General features: G+C 34.2%; 15 protein-coding genes. 7 read left to right on the plus strand and 8 right to left on the minus strand.

Going from position 1 to position 19,130, the window contains the following annotated elements:
- Positions 1-631 precede the first annotated feature (631 nt).
- The gene (locus ACTJIW_RS18355; RefSeq protein WP_440716351.1) at positions 632-1,942 is read right to left on the minus strand and encodes a hypothetical protein; all 1,311 of its coding nucleotides are present in this window, start codon (positions 1,940-1,942) and stop codon (positions 632-634) included.
- 136 nt (positions 1,943-2,078) lie between these two features.
- Positions 2,079-3,974, minus strand: coding sequence for an ATP-binding protein (locus tag ACTJIW_RS18360; RefSeq protein ID WP_440716352.1), 1,896 nt, complete (start codon positions 3,972-3,974; stop codon positions 2,079-2,081).
- A gap of 602 nt (positions 3,975-4,576) precedes the next feature.
- On the opposite strand from ACTJIW_RS18360, the gene ACTJIW_RS18365 reads away from it, so the two are divergent.
- The 3 genes from ACTJIW_RS18365 (at position 4,577) to ACTJIW_RS18375 (ending at position 7,211) form a co-directional block, all read left to right on the plus strand.
- Positions 4,577-5,071: a hypothetical protein gene (locus tag ACTJIW_RS18365; protein ID WP_440716353.1), complete on the plus strand. Its 495-nt coding sequence runs from the start codon at positions 4,577-4,579 to the stop codon at positions 5,069-5,071.
- A gap of 148 nt (positions 5,072-5,219) precedes the next feature.
- Complete coding sequence (locus ACTJIW_RS18370; protein ID WP_440716354.1) at positions 5,220-6,335, plus strand: ParB/Srx family N-terminal domain-containing protein; 1,116 nt, start codon at positions 5,220-5,222, stop codon at positions 6,333-6,335.
- Between the two features lie 6 nt (positions 6,336-6,341).
- Positions 6,342-7,211 (plus strand): restriction endonuclease, encoded by an 870-nt coding sequence (locus tag ACTJIW_RS18375; RefSeq protein WP_440716355.1) that lies wholly within the window; start codon positions 6,342-6,344, stop codon positions 7,209-7,211.
- Between the two features lie 133 nt (positions 7,212-7,344).
- Here ACTJIW_RS18375 and ACTJIW_RS18380 read toward each other — a convergent pair whose 3' ends face one another.
- The 5 genes from ACTJIW_RS18380 to ACTJIW_RS18400 form a co-directional block, all read right to left on the minus strand.
- Positions 7,345-7,953 carry a BglII/BstYI family type II restriction endonuclease gene (locus tag ACTJIW_RS18380; RefSeq protein WP_440716356.1) on the minus strand — a complete coding sequence of 203 codons (609 nt, stop codon included), beginning with the start codon at positions 7,951-7,953 and terminating at the stop codon, positions 7,345-7,347.
- A complete protein-coding gene (locus tag ACTJIW_RS18385) occupies positions 7,950-9,527 on the minus strand; it encodes a DNA cytosine methyltransferase (protein WP_440716357.1) in 1,578 nt (525 codons plus the stop codon). The genes ACTJIW_RS18380 and ACTJIW_RS18385 overlap by 4 nt, the downstream gene beginning before the upstream one ends.
- Before the next feature lie 243 nt (positions 9,528-9,770).
- Positions 9,771-11,024 (minus strand): relaxase/mobilization nuclease domain-containing protein, encoded by a 1,254-nt coding sequence (locus tag ACTJIW_RS18390; RefSeq protein WP_440716358.1) that lies wholly within the window; start codon positions 11,022-11,024, stop codon positions 9,771-9,773.
- Complete coding sequence (locus ACTJIW_RS18395; protein ID WP_440716359.1) at positions 11,012-11,563, minus strand: plasmid mobilization protein; 552 nt, start codon at positions 11,561-11,563, stop codon at positions 11,012-11,014. Before ACTJIW_RS18395 ends, ACTJIW_RS18390 begins: the two co-directional genes overlap by 13 nt.
- Before the next feature lie 51 nt (positions 11,564-11,614).
- A complete protein-coding gene (locus ACTJIW_RS18400) occupies positions 11,615-12,214 on the minus strand; it encodes a hypothetical protein (RefSeq protein WP_440716360.1) in 600 nt (199 codons plus the stop codon).
- Positions 12,215-12,759: 545 nt separating this feature from the next.
- Between ACTJIW_RS18400 and ACTJIW_RS18405 the strand changes: the two genes are divergently transcribed.
- The 4 genes from ACTJIW_RS18405 to ACTJIW_RS18420 all read left to right on the plus strand — a co-directional run bounded on the left by ACTJIW_RS18405 (position 12,760) and on the right by ACTJIW_RS18420 (position 16,400).
- Positions 12,760-13,182 (plus strand): single-stranded DNA-binding protein, encoded by a 423-nt coding sequence (locus tag ACTJIW_RS18405; protein WP_440716361.1) that lies wholly within the window; start codon positions 12,760-12,762, stop codon positions 13,180-13,182.
- A gap of 29 nt (positions 13,183-13,211) precedes the next feature.
- Entirely contained in the window at positions 13,212-14,273 is a 1,062-nt protein-coding gene (locus ACTJIW_RS18410; RefSeq protein ID WP_440716362.1) for a DUF932 domain-containing protein, read from the plus strand.
- A gap of 244 nt (positions 14,274-14,517) precedes the next feature.
- Positions 14,518-16,083: a MauE/DoxX family redox-associated membrane protein gene (locus ACTJIW_RS18415; RefSeq protein WP_440716363.1), complete on the plus strand. Its 1,566-nt coding sequence runs from the start codon at positions 14,518-14,520 to the stop codon at positions 16,081-16,083.
- A gap of 53 nt (positions 16,084-16,136) precedes the next feature.
- Complete coding sequence (locus ACTJIW_RS18420) at positions 16,137-16,400, plus strand: hypothetical protein (protein ID WP_440716364.1); 264 nt, start codon at positions 16,137-16,139, stop codon at positions 16,398-16,400.
- A gap of 75 nt (positions 16,401-16,475) precedes the next feature.
- Here ACTJIW_RS18420 and ACTJIW_RS18425 read toward each other — a convergent pair whose 3' ends face one another.
- Entirely contained in the window at positions 16,476-19,130 is a 2,655-nt protein-coding gene (locus tag ACTJIW_RS18425; protein WP_440716365.1) for a prolyl oligopeptidase family serine peptidase, read from the minus strand.

Consider the following 19,130-nt stretch of genomic DNA (forward strand, 5'->3'; position numbering starts at 1 on the left):
TTAGTTAGTTAGTTAGTTAGTTAGTTAGTTAGTTAGTTAGCTTTGTGTTTATTTTATTTTTGTTTTGACCGGCGATTGTGGAGTTGCGAAAAGAGTGTGGTTGATTTTACTATCAGATGTATTTGCTAGTTGTCAAATTGCGAATAATTTAATTTGATTTGTTTGATGCTGGTTCGAGTCCTCTTGCCGGTAATAAGTAAAGGACTTATCTTTTTCTAAGATAGTTCGTTTATGTCTTTTCAACAAGAACAAAGTTTTACCATACAATAAGAAAATGATTCGCAAATCCTTTTAAGTGACCTTGACGGTACAGAATTCGAACCATTTATGGGAAGATGTAAAGCTTTTAAATGTTTGATTTCAATATGTTTTACAAAAAAAATATTATAAAATTCTATTCTAGAATACATATATATATGTATATCACAAAGATAAATAACCTCAAAAGATTATATTAATTAGTTACAGTTTTATTTTATCAAATTCTGAATTAACTATGGTTTCCATCCTATCAGAGATAGAAATATCGTACGCCTTGTTTAAATTATTATCTGAGGAATTCCTCATATCCATTTTCTCCGGAAATGACACGATATTTAATTTTTTCTTTCTTATTCTTTTCTTTCCCATCTTAATATTTTAAATATTTATCTTGAAAAATCCTGTTATATGTAATGTCAAAGTAATGTTTTCTTTTCATCCAGATGAAGCCATCTGCTTTAGAAATAATTGCTACATCAACAGGGCCTCCAACGCTTTCATCTGTAGAATGTAATGATGTAAATTTACGCTTCAGAGAAGTGATATTAACAAGAGATTCTGCAAGTTCAGACATATCTTCTTTTCCCATGTGTGCTAAAATCTCTAAAAGAGGACCAGTAATATTTTTCCACTGATACTGTTCTAAACCTTGGATTAGTTGTTCTGAAATAGATGTAATTGCTTGACCTACTTGCTGGCTAAGAACCGGATCATTTATTATAGGATCAAGTTGCAAAGTTATATTATCAAAAGCATTTTTTACGGCGCTTTTAACTTCTTTTTTATAATTTGGATCTACTCCGGTAAGAACGGTTGTAGTTACGTCATCTTGAGCATAAGGCACAATGTTGGAATCAACTACGCCTGGATTGATTTTAATGACATCTCCTTTTCTAATTCGAGGGTTATTCATAATCGGTGTCCCCACAAGTACTAAGTGACTTGAAGGAAAGATTTCAGACTCGCCAAATCCAACAAATACTAATCCACAATGATTTTCAAAAATGAACTCAACATTTATAAGTTCGTATAACAACTGTTTAATTTTTTGTTTGTGTTCTTCGATTATAGAAAAACCCTCAAATTCTTCCGCAATCATAGATGCAATATAATTTTCTATGTCATTAAGCTCATTATTAAATTCTTGGCAGTAGTCATCAAATGATACTGTCATATAATTAGCTTTATCATATGATTCTAATAATTTTTCACTTTTATCTAACTCTATTTTAAACAAATCGGAATAAAATTGAGATTTCTCCTGACCTTCTAATCCATCTAATTCAGCTTCTCTATCATAAAGACTGTCAAGGGTAGAATTAATAATTGCAAGATGAGCCCATGAGCAAAAAGAAAAAAAAGCGTTCTTTTTATATTCAGGACTAACATGAACCAGTTGAGCTAATAGAAAATCCAAAAAATCATTTTTGTATTCCTCCAATGTATTAAATGATTGATCTTTTAAGTTTTTACGATACATTTTTATGAGTGTTTCTAACGGAATTCCCATAAAATCAGCTCTATTGTAAATTGCTATTCCTACTGGGTGAAATTTTGAAAGAGTAAAGATCTTATTACTTTTATTATAAACTTTCTTAACATTACTTCCCGTAACTGTTACAGCACTATCAGCTGCAATTGCAATTCCTTGTGAATTTAATACCCCGACAATTGCCGTCATAATTATAGTTGTTGATTAATAATTTTCTTTGATTCAAATTTTAATCCGATGGATTAAACAAAAGGTTCTGTCAAATTTTAAGGTGTCTATCTTGCCAACTTTAACTCCGCAAAAATTGAATAGATGCTGACAACTGCTAACTCTCGTCTATAAGTCTTTTTATTTCTAGTAGCCAACCTCGCATTTCATCATATCCGTTTCTTTGTTTTAGTCTTTCTATAGTCATGTTTTCTACAGCTAGTTTATTCAGTAATCCTTTTTTTCCGTTAGCTTTTTCTTTTTTCTTTTCCTCAGATAATTCAGTCCAATCTCCACCTGTATTTAGATATAAATTTTCAGCAACCTTGAATGGCACATCATCTATATCAAGGATTTCTAGAAGATTGGATGTATTCCCCTGAGATAAATACGCTTCGTTAATGGCCTCGTGATGTAAGTAGCTTTCAAGTTCGCTTTTCGTGGTATTAAAAGCTGTTTTCAATGGATTACCTTCTGCATTAATTGTGGCGACATCAACTATGTAGCTAGCAACGTCACTATCGTATAAATGGAATTCTGGTTTACCTAGTCCTTCTAAATATTTATTTTCTAAATAATGTTTTAATGATGATCCACCTGTAATTACCCAAGCAATTTCCTCTGAATTTAAATTAATTAAATTTTGATCCTCGTCACACAAAATCTTACTATACCTTTTTAATCCATTAACATCGTGATTTCCCTCTACATAAACCAAGATTCTTACTTTATCAGCAGGATTTGGCAATATCCCTAAAGTTTTAATAACCTTTTTGATAGTCTCTTCATTTGCATTTCGTGTCTCACGATCAATTCCATAATCTATATTTAAGCCTACATCTTCACTTAATGAAATAAATCTCAATGCTTGTACTGGTATTTCACGAACTAAATTGGAGCTATGCGAAGTAAATAATACTTGAGTATTTTGTTGTTCACTTAAGTCTATTAACGCCTTAATTAATAGCAACTGATGATTTGGATGTTGTGATGTTTCTGGTTCTTCAATTGCGTAAATAATCGAAGGCGCACTTTGTTCCCCTTTTCTCTTTTCTGCTTGTGCTTGAAAAAAACTTAATAAAACTAAACGTCTTATTCCACTTCCTCTCTTGTTTAATGGAATATTATTTTCATTTAGCAATGTTAAATCAAACACACTTTTCCATGAGGGAGATTTTTTGAAATCAGATTTTAATTTCTCTGCGAGACTTTCATCTATATCTTTTAATTTTTCAATAATACGGTCTGCTACTTCAGAGGATTTTTCTCTTACTTTTGATTCAATTTGTTCTAACAGCTCCTGTATTTCAGGAATTGCAAGAGCTTCTTCAACAGCACTTTTCATAGGATCCTGGACATCTTTATCTTTATCGTCTAAAGGTTTATCCACCTTAAATAAAGTATAAATAGGCAACATTGTTTTAAGTTTAGACCATATCGTCTTTAAATTACTCTCTGTTGGAAGATTTCCGTCGACTTTGATTTCTTTTAGCATTCTATTTCCCCCAAAATGGTCTCTTAAAACTTTTCTTAAAGGAGGATTTTGTTTTTTTGGGATTCCTTTTAAGTCTATCTTTAGATTTTCGGCCTTAACTTTTAAGCTATCATTTTTTAAACTTAACAAATCTGAAAGTTCAGGATTCTCAGGATAATAGCAATTTAAAAATACTGATTTTGATATCGTACCGCCAACAGAGTATCTTCTAATAATCTCTAATTCATTGTTGTTATTAAGAATTCCTTCCTCCTCTGCAGAAGTTCGAATGGAAGTATCTAAAATAATTTGTTCAGGCATTCCAGAAAAGCTGCAGGTTAACTCAATAATATTACTGTCGCCATTACTGCTTAAATCACCTGCATCAATATTATCATTAAAGAAGGCATCTAATGCTTCTATAATTGTTGATTTTCCTATATCATTTTTACCAATTATACACACTAAATCATCTATTTCAAAAATAGTTTCTCTATTATAGCATCTAAAGTTTTTGATTTTGATTCTCTCTAATTTCATCTTTTTTTCCGTATTAGTTATCAAACAATTAGACTGTCATTGCAATTTGATTTTTAGTATCATTTTTTTTTCAAATGTTATAATTTTTCAGATGCTATTTTTACGGAAATCCATAATATACAACTTCTTAAATGATTATTTTCAAAAATATAAATTAACAAATATTAATATATAAGTAAATATACCTGTTTATATAAGCGTCAGAAAAAAGTGTCTGTTGAGTAATCTTGGTTAAAACCTTTTTAAAGTATTTAAAAACAAGACTTTAAGTGATCTTGACGTAACTAAATAGAGCCTTTTATTAGATGATTTAAAGATTCTGAATGATATATAATTTTGCCATTTAAATTTGACATCATTATTTAAGTCTCATTCGCAATCATTGAAGTAGCATGATAATCGGATTTATACTGCGCTTAGCCCGAAAAGTATTCAACAAATAAAAGTCCATTTGATGGTTTATGAAATAAAAATCCTATTTTTGAAAACAACTGAACAGTGGCATTTGTTAGACATTGCTATCCAATTTAAGATAGATAGGTCGGATATTGTCAGACATATAAACGAGTTACCTGCTAGTTAAAAACCAAAAAAAGTGATAAATGGATATTTACCATATTTGCCCGAATTGTAGAAAAGAAGAATACTTTTTTGACGGAGAGAAATGGAAATGTCCTAATTGCAATCAAAATGAATTTGAAATAGCTTTATATATTAGTGAAGGCAATCACAAATTTCAAAGCCTTACTGAAATAAGCCAACCTTACTTTCACCTAAAATGTGGAGAAATTTATAGTTGTATTGTAGAATATAATCAGAGAGTTGAAAATACTACAATTACTCCAATAACTTATGCTGAAGATTCTAATAAATTATTCTTTGCATTTGAAGCAGAAAAGCTTTCCAAAGAAATGCCTAAAATGCTTGATGAATTAATAACAAAAACATTTCCCGAACTTTTGACTCTAAAAATAAATTTTGGCTTTCACGATGATATTGGCCACATGCTAGTCATTGGAGCAAGCGAAGAAGGTAATTCGATAATCGAGTACAATGGATATGTATTTAAGAATTTCCGTAAAATGAACAGCAGGTAACAGCTACTACAGCGGATTTTGACAATGATTTGGCAAATCCGAAAAGAGGGCTTAATTTAGCCCCGCACCCATTGTAGTACCAGAACGTTAGGCGATATTTAACCAAAAATAATTGAAATAAAGACTTTATTAAAAAAAAAAGATAACTATGGAACTTAATCTGATTGACAATCTAAAAGCCGAAAAAGTGAAGCTTGAAAACTTACTTTTAAATCCAAATAATCCAAGATTAATGGATAAGAGTAGAAAAAACGAGCTAAATGACAAAAGAGTTGTTGAAGAGAAAGTACAACAAACTATAATAAAAGATATTAGAGTTGAGGGAATTAACGATTTACTTGAGAAAATTAAAAAGCTTGGTTTTTTAACAATTGATAGAATAGTCGTTAGAAAAATCGAAGATTCTGAAAATTATATTGTTTTAGAAGGAAACAGGAGAATTACAACTGCTAAAGTATTACAAAAAGAACATCAAGAAGGTTTAATTACTTTAGAAGAAAACATTTTAAATTCATTAACAGAAATAGAGGTTTTAGTATATTCTGGTGACGATAAAAATATTATTTGGTTATTGCAGGGAATGCGACACATTAATGGGATAAAAGAATGGGGAGCATTACAGCAATCAAGATTTCTTTATGAAATGCAGTTAGATAACTCTTTAAATGCAACTGAACTAGACAAGATGACTGGTCTAGGAAGAAACTCAATAGCAAATAAAATCAGATCATATAAAGGTTTTATCTTTTGTCAAGACATTTATCACAGTGAACTAAATGAGAGTAATTTTAGTTTATTTCAAGAAGCGATTTTTCCTAGACCTTTAATTAAAGAATGGTTAAAATGGGATGAAGCAGAAGAAAAATTCAATGATATTGATAATTTGGAAAAATTATTGAATTGGTATATCGGAGATGAAGAAGGTAATACAAGATTAACTAGAGTACTTGATATAAGAGATTATTTTAATCAATTATTACTTCCTGAAAATAAAAACACATTAATAAAATTTATTGAAGATGAAAACTTTTCAATAAATGAAGCTATTCAAGAAGTTAGAAATAAAGATGCTGAAAAAACAGCGCAAAAACATCAACTTGATTTGATTGAAAGATATCAAAACCTTGAGGAATTATATACAAGTATGACAACTTTACCAATAATAAATATAATAAATGAAGATGCAACTAAAATAAAATTTGCTGAAATAATAAGAAAAATAAAGGATTCATCTATTTTTCAATTATCAATTCTAGAAAAATAATTTTCTATGAAAGTTAATGAAGTAAAAGAATTTATCGAATATTTAAAAACTATAAAAGAAAATAAATTCTATATTTCTCAATTTTTTATTGATTGGAGCAATAATAAATTTAAATTCAACGAATTACAATCCTTAGAACTGTTTGATTTAAACAAAAAGAGAATCATAACTAAAATAAAGGATTATATAGATTCTTGTAATTCAAAGTATATCTTACCTATTTTCTTTTTTGATGAATTTGACGAAGATGTTTTGATTAGCTCAAAATTTATAAATGGTAAGGACGAAAAACAAAATTTAGAATACAAACTTGAATGGAGAAATAAGTTTTATCAATTAATTAAAAAGTTAGATTGGAGAGAATTTGAAATACTTGGAAAACTAATCTTAAAAGAAAATCATATTGATAATGTAAAAATTACAAAATCACAGAACGATCAAGGCATTGACTTTTATGGTTATTTTAAGTTTAAAGAACAAAAGATTTTGCCTCGTTTCTATAATTATTTTAACTTTAGAATTATCGGACAAATAAAACATAGTGAAAATAATAATGGCGTAGATCACCAGAAAGTTGCGTCTTTCGGAACAGAAATTAATAAATTAAGAAAAACAAAAGATAATACTTATTTTGTTAATTTAGGTAAAGAGTTTATTGAATCCGAATTACCAATTATAGGGATATTTATTACAAATAGTTATTATCCAACAAAGGCTAAAGATTTTGCTAACGAATATGGAATTATTTATTGGGATGGAGAACAAATTTCACAAGATTTAGCTACCAAAGAAAATATTGATAAAATTTTTGACGAAACTTTACAAGACTTGACTATTGAAAAATTCAAAAATTTGATAGTAGAAATATCTAAATAAGCATCGCCTAACAGCCGTTTGGCGCGATTGGGGTTTTATGCTTAATTTAAAAATCTTTTTATATTTCGAAAAATTTGCTCAACCGAAACATAATCTTAATTTAGTCCCCCCAACCTCTCCAAGCGCCAGAAAGTTACTCTACTCCAATAATTATTAATGGAACAGATGGATTTCCACGACCTTGTCTCAAGATATGAGTTAAAGTTCTTTCATAATATCCAGGCCCACTAGACATACAAGCTTGCAAGTTTTTAGTTGGAATTATTTCAATCCCCAAATCAATTCCATCTCCTATAAAAAAACCTAAATGCTTAACAAATAAATCAAACTCTATAAAGGGATACTTACCAAATTGCACCTCAACTGAAACTCGATTTTTCACAAAGTCGGTTTGATGATAAGAAGGAGTTGCTGTTAGACCTGCCTCTTCAATAATGCGTTTCTGTTCGGTACTAGGCAAATTGACTACTTGTCGAGTAATTTTGTAGTCATCAGTAACATAATACGCATATCTTTCTTCTTTCCATCCACGCTGTTCAAACTGCAATTTCAGATTCCTATTCATTTCAATTGGAGAGTAAAGCATTTTATCGATCATCGTTTTCTCTTTACTTTGCTTAATCTTACACGCTTCGGCATCGACTTCTCCTATAGCTTCAATAATTTCAGCCCACAGCGCAGGATGATGATGATTTAGCCATTCATAACCATTTAAATGGGAATACATAAATTTTACAGTCATAGTTTCATATTTTTATTAATGACATAGCCAGTTATTAATCCAGCTATAATTAGAGATTTATTATCAAACAGTTTATTATTAAGATTTTTACCCAATAGTAACTCAAAGTCTAAATCTGAAAATTCTACCTCATCTATTTTCTCTTTTATCTGAATACCTAGCGACGAAACCATATCCAAAACCTCAAAAGGATGAGTTCCTTCTTGATTTTCGTGTACCCATCTTTTTTGTAAGGACTTTGAAGAAATCCCTTTTCCATAAATTTCCAATGATTTAATTTCGTTTTTTAAATCAATTTTCTGACGTTTCAAAACCATTTGTATATTATCAAAAAGCTCTTTATTAATTGCCACTTCAATAATACGCTTTGATGTACCGTAATAAAATTTGATAGACCATTTACAAACATCGTTAGTAAATTCATTCGACAATTCAAACCTAACCCCACTGCCAAATCTAAATTCAGGTATTGCAAGCCTAAAAGACCTACTTTCTCTGTATTTAAATTTTACTTTATCTGGCGGCGTAACTGGTATTGGCTCCAAAGGTGCTTTGTGTTTATAACTTTTCACTTCATCAATAAGCTTCAAATCCTTAGGTTGAATTTCAAGCATGCTTTGAAAGATGTAATAAGTTAAAACTGGTGGAATAGCATTGCCAATCATCTTCAATTTAGAATTAAACGAATTCCCATAAAACTGATATGTTATAGGAAATCCCATCAAAGTAGCTCTCTCGCGAACAGTTAATCTTCTGTATCCATCTTTTGATTCAATAATCAAACTTTCTCTAGAAACTCTCGTACATGTCGAAGTTATTGTGCGTGATGGCCTGTTTAACAATTCAGGAAAAGACATCCCGTTATAAATAGGATGATGCGTTTTTGACTCTTTATTTATTCTTAATTCTTCAAAGTGTAAATTTTCCTCTAAAATATGGTCAGAAAGTTCTTCTCTGTCTAATTCGTATTTATATGTAGGATCAATAATTATCTTTGAATTAAGAGCCTTTATCACATTACCTAAAGTATTTGGTTCTATCTGGTTTCGATAACTTTCAAATAATTCAAAAGGAAAATTTCCAGCTATCATCCGCATTCTTTTTTGAGGAGCCCCATATTGACTACAATCAACCACATCAATGTAGTTGAACATTTCTTTAAATCCCATAAATTTTGGATTTTCGTCTAAAATAGTTTTCAATATATTTTTAACTCTCGGTACATTCTCCATAGCCCAATATTTCGGTTTTAAATATTGAACCACCTTTAAAAATTGATACATATCGATTAATCCATCTTCAATATTACCGCCACCACCTTTATTTGCATACGAGAACTGCGTACAAGGTGGGCTTCCAACCACAAAATCAACGCTACCAACTGGTGGTAAATCGTCAAAATTTAATTTTCTAATATCGATTTCTTCGGTAGATGTTCCAAAATTGTAGTTATGTGTTCTGTTTGATTCTTTATTCCATTCAAAAGATTTTAAATGTTCAATATTGTTGAGCTTCATACCTAAAGTCCATCCCCCAATACCACTATATAAATCAATGCAAGTTTTCTTATTCATAGAGCGTAAAATTACTAAAATATAATCTCGAACTAATACTCGAAAATAAATAATTTCATTCGAGTTCAAATGTCGTATTTAATTATTTTTTTTAAATCTTAAAAAGTTTCAAAATATGATGAATTCCCTCATCAAAACCGAAAGTAATTTATGATTTTATTAATGCTATGGCGCAGGGACAATTGAAATCATAAGATTTAGGGAACAACCTTGATGTTGTATAAGGAGGCAAAAGACGCCTCCTCAAATTTTGTTAAATTTTTCGCTGTATCTTCTTTTTCTTTTTAATTTAAATTGGTTGGAAACGTAATTATTTACTTTCTCCCCACGTAGCAGTATATCTGCCAGATTTTCGTTGACATATTCTTTTAATTCAATATTTTGAATATTTTCAGAATTTGCCGAAATAGAGTTTTGATGCTTTTTTTCAAACACAAGAATGTTCATGGCACAGCTCTCCTGAATTCCTTTTGCACTGAATTCTTTCCCAAGACTACTTCCATTGAATACAGACTTGGTTTTATGGTCTACGTAGGTTATTCCGTAAAGCTGTCCTTCCTTGCTTTTTCTTAATATTATATGAATGCTTTCACGTTCCAATATATTGACTAATTTTTCGGGAGAAAATATGTTTTCGCGAAAGAAAGCAAGTTTTATGGCATTTTTCACATATTTTTTACAAGACTCTTTTTCTGCTTCATTAGACTTAAACTTTCCTTCCAGAAATTTTAAGGTAGGTCTGCTGTAGAATTCGCTGGCTTTTATCGGCACGCCTATCGGTTTTGAATTCTTGTCAAGTATCTTGTAAAGCAGTCCATTATTTTTAAAAACTCTCGATTCTTCAGTTCCTCTGTCAGCATGAACATTATAGAGGTTTAAAACTGAATTGAGCTCAGGCAGGCTTGAATACTTGTAATCAAATAAAACCTTATTCAAAACTGAATTTATCGCCTTTCTGGACTCTGCTTTTCCGTATTGGACTTTGCCGACATCTATCGGATTTAATGAAAAGTGTTCTTTCTGTTTTCTTCCTTCGGCTTTTACAAGGCCGAACATTTCTTCAATTTCTTTTCGGGCAGGTTCTGATTTTCTGACTCCCAGTAAATGAAGATCGATTCTTTTTCCGTCTCTCTGAATGTTGTTTGTCACGATATGGCAGTGAGGATGACCCGCATCATAATGCTGGTATACCAGATAAGGCTGTCTGCCGAATCCCAGTTTTTCCATATAGGTGTCTGCAATTTCAGCCAGTTTTTCTTTCGAATGATTCTCCGAAGGATCAAAGTTTAGCGAGATATGAACTGTGTTCCGCTTCGCATTGGTATTGAGTTCTGCCAGTTTTAGAAAGCGGTTTAATTTTGAAGTGAAACTCAGTTTTTCCAGTTCCAGCGGATAATTTACAGCACTTATACATTCCGCTTTTCCAATCTCAACTTTATTTTCGTTGTAATTCAGAATGCTTCTTATGGACGAGCTTGTTTTTATTACTGCAACCATTTTTCTGCTATTTTCTGGGTGTGGCCTGATACCTCTTCCATTTTATCAAAAAGCTTTTTTCTCTGGATCTCGAACAGATAAAGATGTCCTTTAAAATCAGGAGCTGTTTTGAGCGTGTTTATCTTTCTGGCAATCTGATTGATATTATTGCCGATTGCCCGCAATTCGGAAGTAAGTACAGCTGTCTCTTCCATCAGTTCGTCTAAAGACTGGTTTCTGTAGGTGGCTACAATTGGTCTGTTGAATAAGTGGCTTCTGATGTGGTCACTTAATTTTCGGCAGGTGCTTGCTCTGAATCTTTTTTCCAGTTCGGCATACTCCAAAGGAGTGAATCGCAGTCCCACGATTCGTGTTCTGTTTGAATTTTCTCTTTTCATCATCTTATTTTCATTGTTATCAAACTCTTTGCTTTTAAGTTTCTCCACCGCCGAGTTCCGAGGCAATTGGTGGCAAGATAGGCGGTTGTTAAACAACCGTTCATCTTGCTGATTGCAGGAACGTGGCAATCTTTCAATATTGTCGAAATTAATTTTTCTCAATAAATAATCAGAAAGTGAAATACGATTCTTCTGTTGTTAGCTTTTTATTTTTTAAAGATCATTTAATGCCTGTTTTTTTATTGCAGTACCATTAATTTTGTCCAAATAAGCTAAGGTGACAAAGCAGTTTGATGTGCTTCCATGTTCGATTGACAGCTCTATTTTTCCTTTTTCGGTCTGCCAGGTTGAGCGGTATTTACAGTCATCAAATTTAACCTTCTGCATTTTAATAAAATCATCTGACTGCTGTAGGGAAGAATCACCGTCGAACATTTCAACAACATCAGAAGGTTCTCCGTATTTTTCAGTAAGCATTTCTTTGAGACTAAAGTAGTTGTCTGAAAGTTTTGACCAAGTTTCTTTTTTAGGAAATAGAACTCCAATTTTGTGAACCAGATTCTTTTTGCTTAATGTTGAAACGCCGACATAGCAGTCTTTGTATCCGGCAAAATCACCCTGAAGAACTGCTGTGCCATCGTTAGTGCTTAAATGTCTGAATCCATTTTGTTTCATTTTCAGAACATATTCCTCCAATGTTCCGTCAATCGGTACGCCTTTAAAAGCCAGATGTTCAGAGGTATCTGCTTTTGTTTGCCCAAATGAGATGTAACAGGTCGCCAGTAGAGCTAATAATAGTAAAGTTTTCTTCATGTTAAGTAGTTTAGAATTATTCAAACATCCTATTTTCATTTAAAATTCCGATAGCAGGAAATTGCTTATGTAAAAATAGTATAAAACCAGATAACTTGTTCTAAAGATTGATTGTACTGTTATGATTGGCAAGAAGATGTAAAATTATTACTGCATTAAATTTTTGAACCTATGTAAATATGATCTGCTTTTTTCAAATACAGCAAGCAGATGATTTATAATGAAATAATGGTTTTCATTCGAAACGGCTAAAAAGGGCTGCCAAGATAGCGCCAGCCGTCTGCTGCATGCGCATAACGGATTCCACTTCCTTTCCATCCGCCCTGCGGGACTTATAGCACTCCGCATCCTTTAACTGACGCTTGATCTGTGCTTTCTTTTTTTCCGTTTTTTCTTTTGAAAACAATTTTATTTAAAGGGCGGAGCGGGAGTTAAGGGAAGCTCGCAGTCGGAGCAGTGGTTATTGTTAGGTATCTTATTTGGGGAATCATTAGTTGTTGCTCGGCTGGTAATTAATTATTTATTCACAATTAAATTTTAAGGTTATGGAAATTACAGGAAGGGTTACAAGGGATGCGGAAGTACGCAGAGCTGGAGACAAAGAGGTTTTGAACTTCACCATAGCGGTTAATGACCGTTACAAAGCCGCGGGAAGTTCAGAGTACAAACAGGTGACCACTTTTATCAATTGTTCCTATTGGATTAGCATGAAAGCAGGGCAGTGGGTTAAAAAAGGGGCGGTGGTGCTGTTACAGGGCAGGCTGGGTATGCACGTGTATATCAATAGCGACGGGAATCCGATAGGAAGTATTGACTTTCATGTGAATGAGATCAATATTGTTGCTTTTGCAAAAAGAAGCAGTTATAATGCGGATGAATTGGAAAGTACTGTCAGCGGAAAGAAGGGAAACGGCAGAACTGCTCCGAAGAACGGTAATGATAAGGCAGGGAGTGAGGTTCCTTTTTAATTGGATGTTTAATCTAAAAATCAGAAATCATGGCACATCATATTTATTTCAATGAACAGACAGGAAAGCACAGTTTTTTCAGCGTGAAGGAAAAACCTTGGCACAATCTGGGGCAGGTAGTGGAGAAGTATCCGACAAGCGCTGAAGCGATAGCGCACGCGGAATTGGATTTTGAAGTGGAGAAAAGAAGGCTTTTTACGCCTTCTGCTCCCATTGTTACGCAGGACTTTGTAGATTCGGGCAGGCTGGACGTTCCGGATTACTGCAGTACGGTGCGCACCGATAACGATACGGTGCTGGGCGTTGTCGGTAAAGATTACCATATCGTACAGAACAGGGATGCTTTTTCTTTTTTTGACAGTATAGTGGGTGGTGACGGGATCATGTATGAAACCGCAGGAGTACTGGGAAAAGGTGAACGTATTTTTATCACGGCCAAAATGCCTGATTATATCCGAGTGGGAAAGGATGATCTGATTGAAAAGTATCTTTTCCTGACGACTTCCCATGACGGAAGCGGCAGTATTACGGCAGCTTTTACGCCTATCCGCATTGTATGTGCTAATACACTTAATGCAGCCATGCAGTCTAAAACCAATACGGTGCGCATCCGCCACACCTCAAATGCAAGAGACCGTTTGGAGCAGGCGCATAAAGTTATGGGAATTTACGACACGCTGTCCAGCAGTCTGGAAGCCGTTTTCAATTACTGGGCTAAAACCCGTATTTCAGATCAGGAGGTTAAAAAATTGATCCAGCATGCGATGGCTCCCAACAGGGAAGTGCTTAAAAGACTGCAGGAGGAAAGAAATGAGGAATTATCGGCCTGTTTTAACAATATGGTGGATAGTGCGTTTGAATATGCGATGAGCCATCCCTCGCAGCAGACCGATACTACAAAAGGAACTGTGTTTGGTGCGTATAATGCGGTGACAGGTTATTTTCAGAACGTTAGAAAATACAAGGATGACGAGGTAAAACTTTCTTCCATACTGATGGGAGGAACAGCGCAGCTCAGAGGGCAGGCGGCCTTTAATTTATGTCTTGATTTTGCTGTTAAGGGCTTTAGTTCCTACGTAGCGCAGAACTGAGTTTGTTTTTACATTGTAATACGGGCAGTCTTAGGCTGCCTGTATTTTTACTGCCGGCTGCGCGGCAAATCTAGCCGATCTGCCGCGCGTTTTTCTTTTAGAAAGGTTTTAATGGATTATATCAGTTTTTGGAAAATTTATATCACTTTTTCATAATGAATGATAAATCTTACGATTTTAAATTTGTTAAAGATTAAGTGAAACAGATTACTGGAGAACTATTTTATTATTTAAATCATAAATTATGAATTGGAGTACAAGTCTAAGAAAAAGAATCATTGAAGTAATATGTTATCTATTTGTAATACTCTTTGTATATGCTGCCATGAGTAAATTGCTTGACTTTGAAAATTTTCAGGTACAGATTGGACAGTCACCTTTGATAAGTGCTTTTGCATCATGGATTTCATGGTTAGTTCTTATTTTAGAATTGTTTATTGCTTTGCTGCTCTGTATCCCTAAATTCAGGATATGGGGGCTTCTAGGTGCTTTCAGCTTAATGACATTTTTTGCGATATACATATTCATCGTTTTGAATTACAGTTCTTTTGTTCCTTGTTCCTGTGGAGGGATTTTGGAGAATATGAGCTGGAAAGTACATCTGGTTTTTAATTTTGTTTTTGTAATGCTGGCAGCATTAGCGGTTTATTGGCAAAGCAAGGCTGATCATGTAACAATCTTCAGTCATAATTTAAAACCCCTTAGGAGTTTGTTTATTCTGTGTCTTTGCAGTACAGGAATCATGATTTTTTTATTCCTGCATTCAGAAGATATTATGCATTATGAGAATCCTTTTATAAGACGTTATGCAAAGCATCCGGTCACATTTCTGTCTAAAAAAAATCTCACGTTTAATTCTTTTTATATTGCAGGAATCTCTCAGGGAAGAATTTATCTGGGAAATTATACCAACCCGCTTCACGTTGTCTCTGTGGATGAAAAACTACAGGACGAGCAGGTACATCAGATTATTTTTAGTCCCCAAAAAACTGCTTTTAAAAGTATAACAGTTAGCGTCAGAGGAAAGTATTTTTATCTGAAAGATGGAACAGTTCCAGCGATTTTCAGAGGAAAAGTTTCTGATTGGAGAGTTAACAGTGAACTTGAAGGACTGCCATACTTTACACAGGCAGAACCTATGGACAGTACGGCTGTAGTGTTTCGTTCCAACAATGGTGAGAACCTCGCTCATGTTTTAGGGATATACAATTTGAATGAGGATACAAAAGTGGTTTATAAGGACTCTTTGCTTCAAAAGCAGATAGACGGCGTTTTTGATACGGATGGAATATTGACATACAGTGAGACAAAGCGTAAAATAGTATATCTGTATCTGTACAGAAATGAATTTATTGTAGCGGATCACACAGGCAGACTGACTTTGCGCGGTAACACCATTGACACCACAACGAAGGCAAAAATAAAGGTGTCCTATCTAAAAGACAGCACGCAGAGAAAAATGGCAGCACCTCCTTATGTTGTAAATGCCAAAGCCGCTGTGTGCGAGAATCTGCTTTTTGTCCAGTCAAAGATAAAAGGAAGATATGAAAATGATAAACTATGGAATCAGGCATCGATAATCGATGTCTACGATTTTAGCAGGAACGCTTACTTACTGAGCTTTCCGGTTTATAATTTAAAGGATGACAAAATGAAATCATTTAGTACAACCCGCACCCATTTATATGCGATAATAGGCCGTGATTTAGTGGTATATGATTTTAAAGATATTTTAAAAGAAGAAATGGAAAAAAAAGGATTCAAAATAAGATTTGAACTTCAAGATATACCGGCCGGTATCAGGATTTAGATCGAAAACCTGTAAAAAAAAGTAGATCGAATGTTAACTTAATATTTAATATTATGAAAACGCAAATTTTTAAAAACATGATGCCTTTTGCGGTAGCAGCATTGGGGATCATCGGAGCTTTTACAACCACTTCAATGCAGCGTGCAGAAAAAGAAATGGTTCTTGTGAACGCTTACAATCCTAGTAACTGTCAGGACATCGTCAAACAGTGTGATAATCAGGAAAGAACGTTTATCTGCAGTTTTAGCGGTAACCAGCTCTATGGTAAAGACAATAATGGGAATTGTACGGAGACCTTATGGCAGGAGCAGCCATAAGTTTATATTAACTTTTAAAAAAAACAATGCCGTTCCTGTTTTGGAGCGGCATTGTGTGTTTTGATTACGTAATAATTAAATATGACCGCTGATCCAGTCAGCTTTTTTTTCATCTTTGAGATAATAATCAAACCACTCTAACACTCGAATGGTTAGATCCTTCTGGTTAATTGGATTAAGAAGTGTGTGGCTTTCTTTTGGATAGAGAAGCATGATGTTTTTTTTGTTTAACCTGCGCAGTGCCATATAATATGCTGTGGTCTGGAATGGATCAACCTGTGTATCTTCTTTTCCGCTCCACATTAAAAGAGGGGTCTGTAAATTTTCAATGGAGGCAATTGGGGAATTCCGGTCAAAATCCTCCCGGCTGGAGAAGGGTGTTTTGTCTCCCATGCGCCAGCCTCCTGATGCAAAACGCCACATTTCTGGTCTTGCCGTATTGATGCCTACGGTGAGATATCTTCTGGTCAAGTCTGTAATGGCTCCGCTTGCTATTGCCGCAGCGAATATATTAGTCTGATTGATAACATACGAAGTTTCGTAGCCTCCGAAGGAATGTCCCATAATTGCCATCCTCTTAGAATCCACGTGTCCTCTTTCCATTATTTTTTTTGTGCCGGAAAGCACACAGTCCAAAGTGGAAGGACCGACATTTTCCTTTTCATGTACAATATCAGGCAGAAAGACAAAATAGCCCGCTGCTGTAAAAATACTTGGATTGTAGCCGGACTCATTTTCCAGTGTAGGGTTCCAGTATCTGTGCAATCCGCCGGACTGTATTTCATAAATATATACAATCATGGGGTATTTTTTATTTGGGTCGTAGTCAGCCGGGTAATATAACACACCTTTTAAGCTTTTATTTTTTGAATTCTGGAAAGATACAAGTTCGCTTCTTCCCCAGCTAAAATCAGCATGCTGGGGATTACTTTCGAAAATGCATTTTTCATTTGAATTGTTTCTCACAGCAATCATTCGTGGAGGAAGATCAAACTTCTGTTCCATACAGAAATAGGTTTCTCCTTTTGATCCTGTGATAAGATTGGAAAAATAGGAATCACGCGCTATGATTGTCTTTATCCCCGTTGCGGCATTCCAGATATAAAATCCCGTCTGGCCGTTCTGGTTTTCACCCCGAAGCAGCAGTGTTTTTTTTAAATCATACTGCTGGTGCAGCAGTCCTTCATAAAGGTATTTGCGGTTAATTGTTTTAGGTTTCAGATCCAGTCTGTATCTAATTTGTGCTTCCCTGCCGTTAGTTAATCTTCTGCTTCGGGTTCCATCTGGTTTAAAAGCCCACAAATCAAATTCGTCATAAAGAAGAATTTCTGTGTCTGAAGTAGTCCATCCGGCATTTCCATAGGGGCTGTCAGCTGAAAGCGCCATTACTTTTCCTAAGAAAGGAATGCCGGTTTTTGAAGTAAGGCTGGTATGGGTTTTATTATTTAGATTATAAATGCACCAGTTCCTGTCTTTAAAATAAGAGATGTATTTTCCTGTTGGCGAAATGGAAATGTCATGCAATAGAACAGGCTGTTTTCTTAGAAGAAGATGTTTTTCAAAGGTGGTTAGATCCAATAGATAATAATCCCTGGGGCCTTCAAATTCGAACTGCGGTTCATAGGCTTTTGGATCAGACAGCACAGCGTAGCTGCAGTCAGGGGAAAGCATCATAGAGGAAAGGTTATTGTCTGTAATCTGTCTGAATACTTTTTGTTCAGGCATCCATACCGCTATTTTTGGAGTGGAGGGAAAATTTCCGTTTCGCTGTTCCTGCGGGTATATCCATTTGTCCTCAGTGCTCCAGATCTCCACTTTTGAAGGTAATTGATCAAAGGACGCTTCGCTTTTGTTTTTTACAGAGAAAAAGACCCTTTTCACATCGTCTGATATCAGCATCTTATTTCGTGAAGTGGCTGCTATGGAAGCTCCTTTAGGAAAATTATCCAATATGGCTGGATCAAGCTGATGCATTTTCTTATCAGCGATGGTATAGAGAAACAGTGAGACAGGATCTGCTGCTGTTGAGTTACTGCAGAATGCGATGGCTTTATCATTTCTCTGCCAGGTAAAATTGTCATAATAGTTTTCATCAGTGCTTATCAGCTGTTCTGAAACGGATAATTTTTTAAGATCAGTAAGAAACAGCGAATTCCTTGTATTGAATGAGACGTTATATAACAAACGGCTCCCCGAAGGACTCATTGAAAATTTAGTCACATTAGGTATCTCCAGAAACGTTTCACCTAACGGAGATTTAACTCGTAAGGTGCCTTTATTTTCCCCTGAACGAATATAAACCAATAGCAGGTTATTCGGATAGGAATACTCATAATGAGCAGCCGATGTGATGATGTCCTTTTTTCCGTTTTCAGGATTAATGGTGGTTAAGGTATCTCCTTTCATAAAGAGGAAGAGATTGTTTTTTGTAAACAAGGACTTTACAGCAGAAGGAAAGCTGTAGGTTCTGCCGTCCTTAACGTTGCGCAGGAATAACGTATCGGAGCTGTAGGCGTAATTAATGCCGTAACTTACCCATTTTTCATCGGGTGCCTTTTGATCTATTTCAAAATTGGACCATTGTTTATAAAAGGATGGATCTAATTTCATTTTTTGCATTACCTGCCCCTTTAAAGGGCAGGTTACTAATGGCAAAATAAAAAATGAAACAAGGGTAAAAAATGGTAAAAATGAGATTTTAATGATTCTCAATGGAATACATGCTGTCAT

Origin of the sequence: Flavobacterium sp. 22659 (genome assembly GCF_052044235.1) — a bacterium.
In the GTDB taxonomy this organism is placed as follows: Bacteria; Bacteroidota; Bacteroidia; order Flavobacteriales; family Flavobacteriaceae; genus Flavobacterium; species Flavobacterium johnsoniae.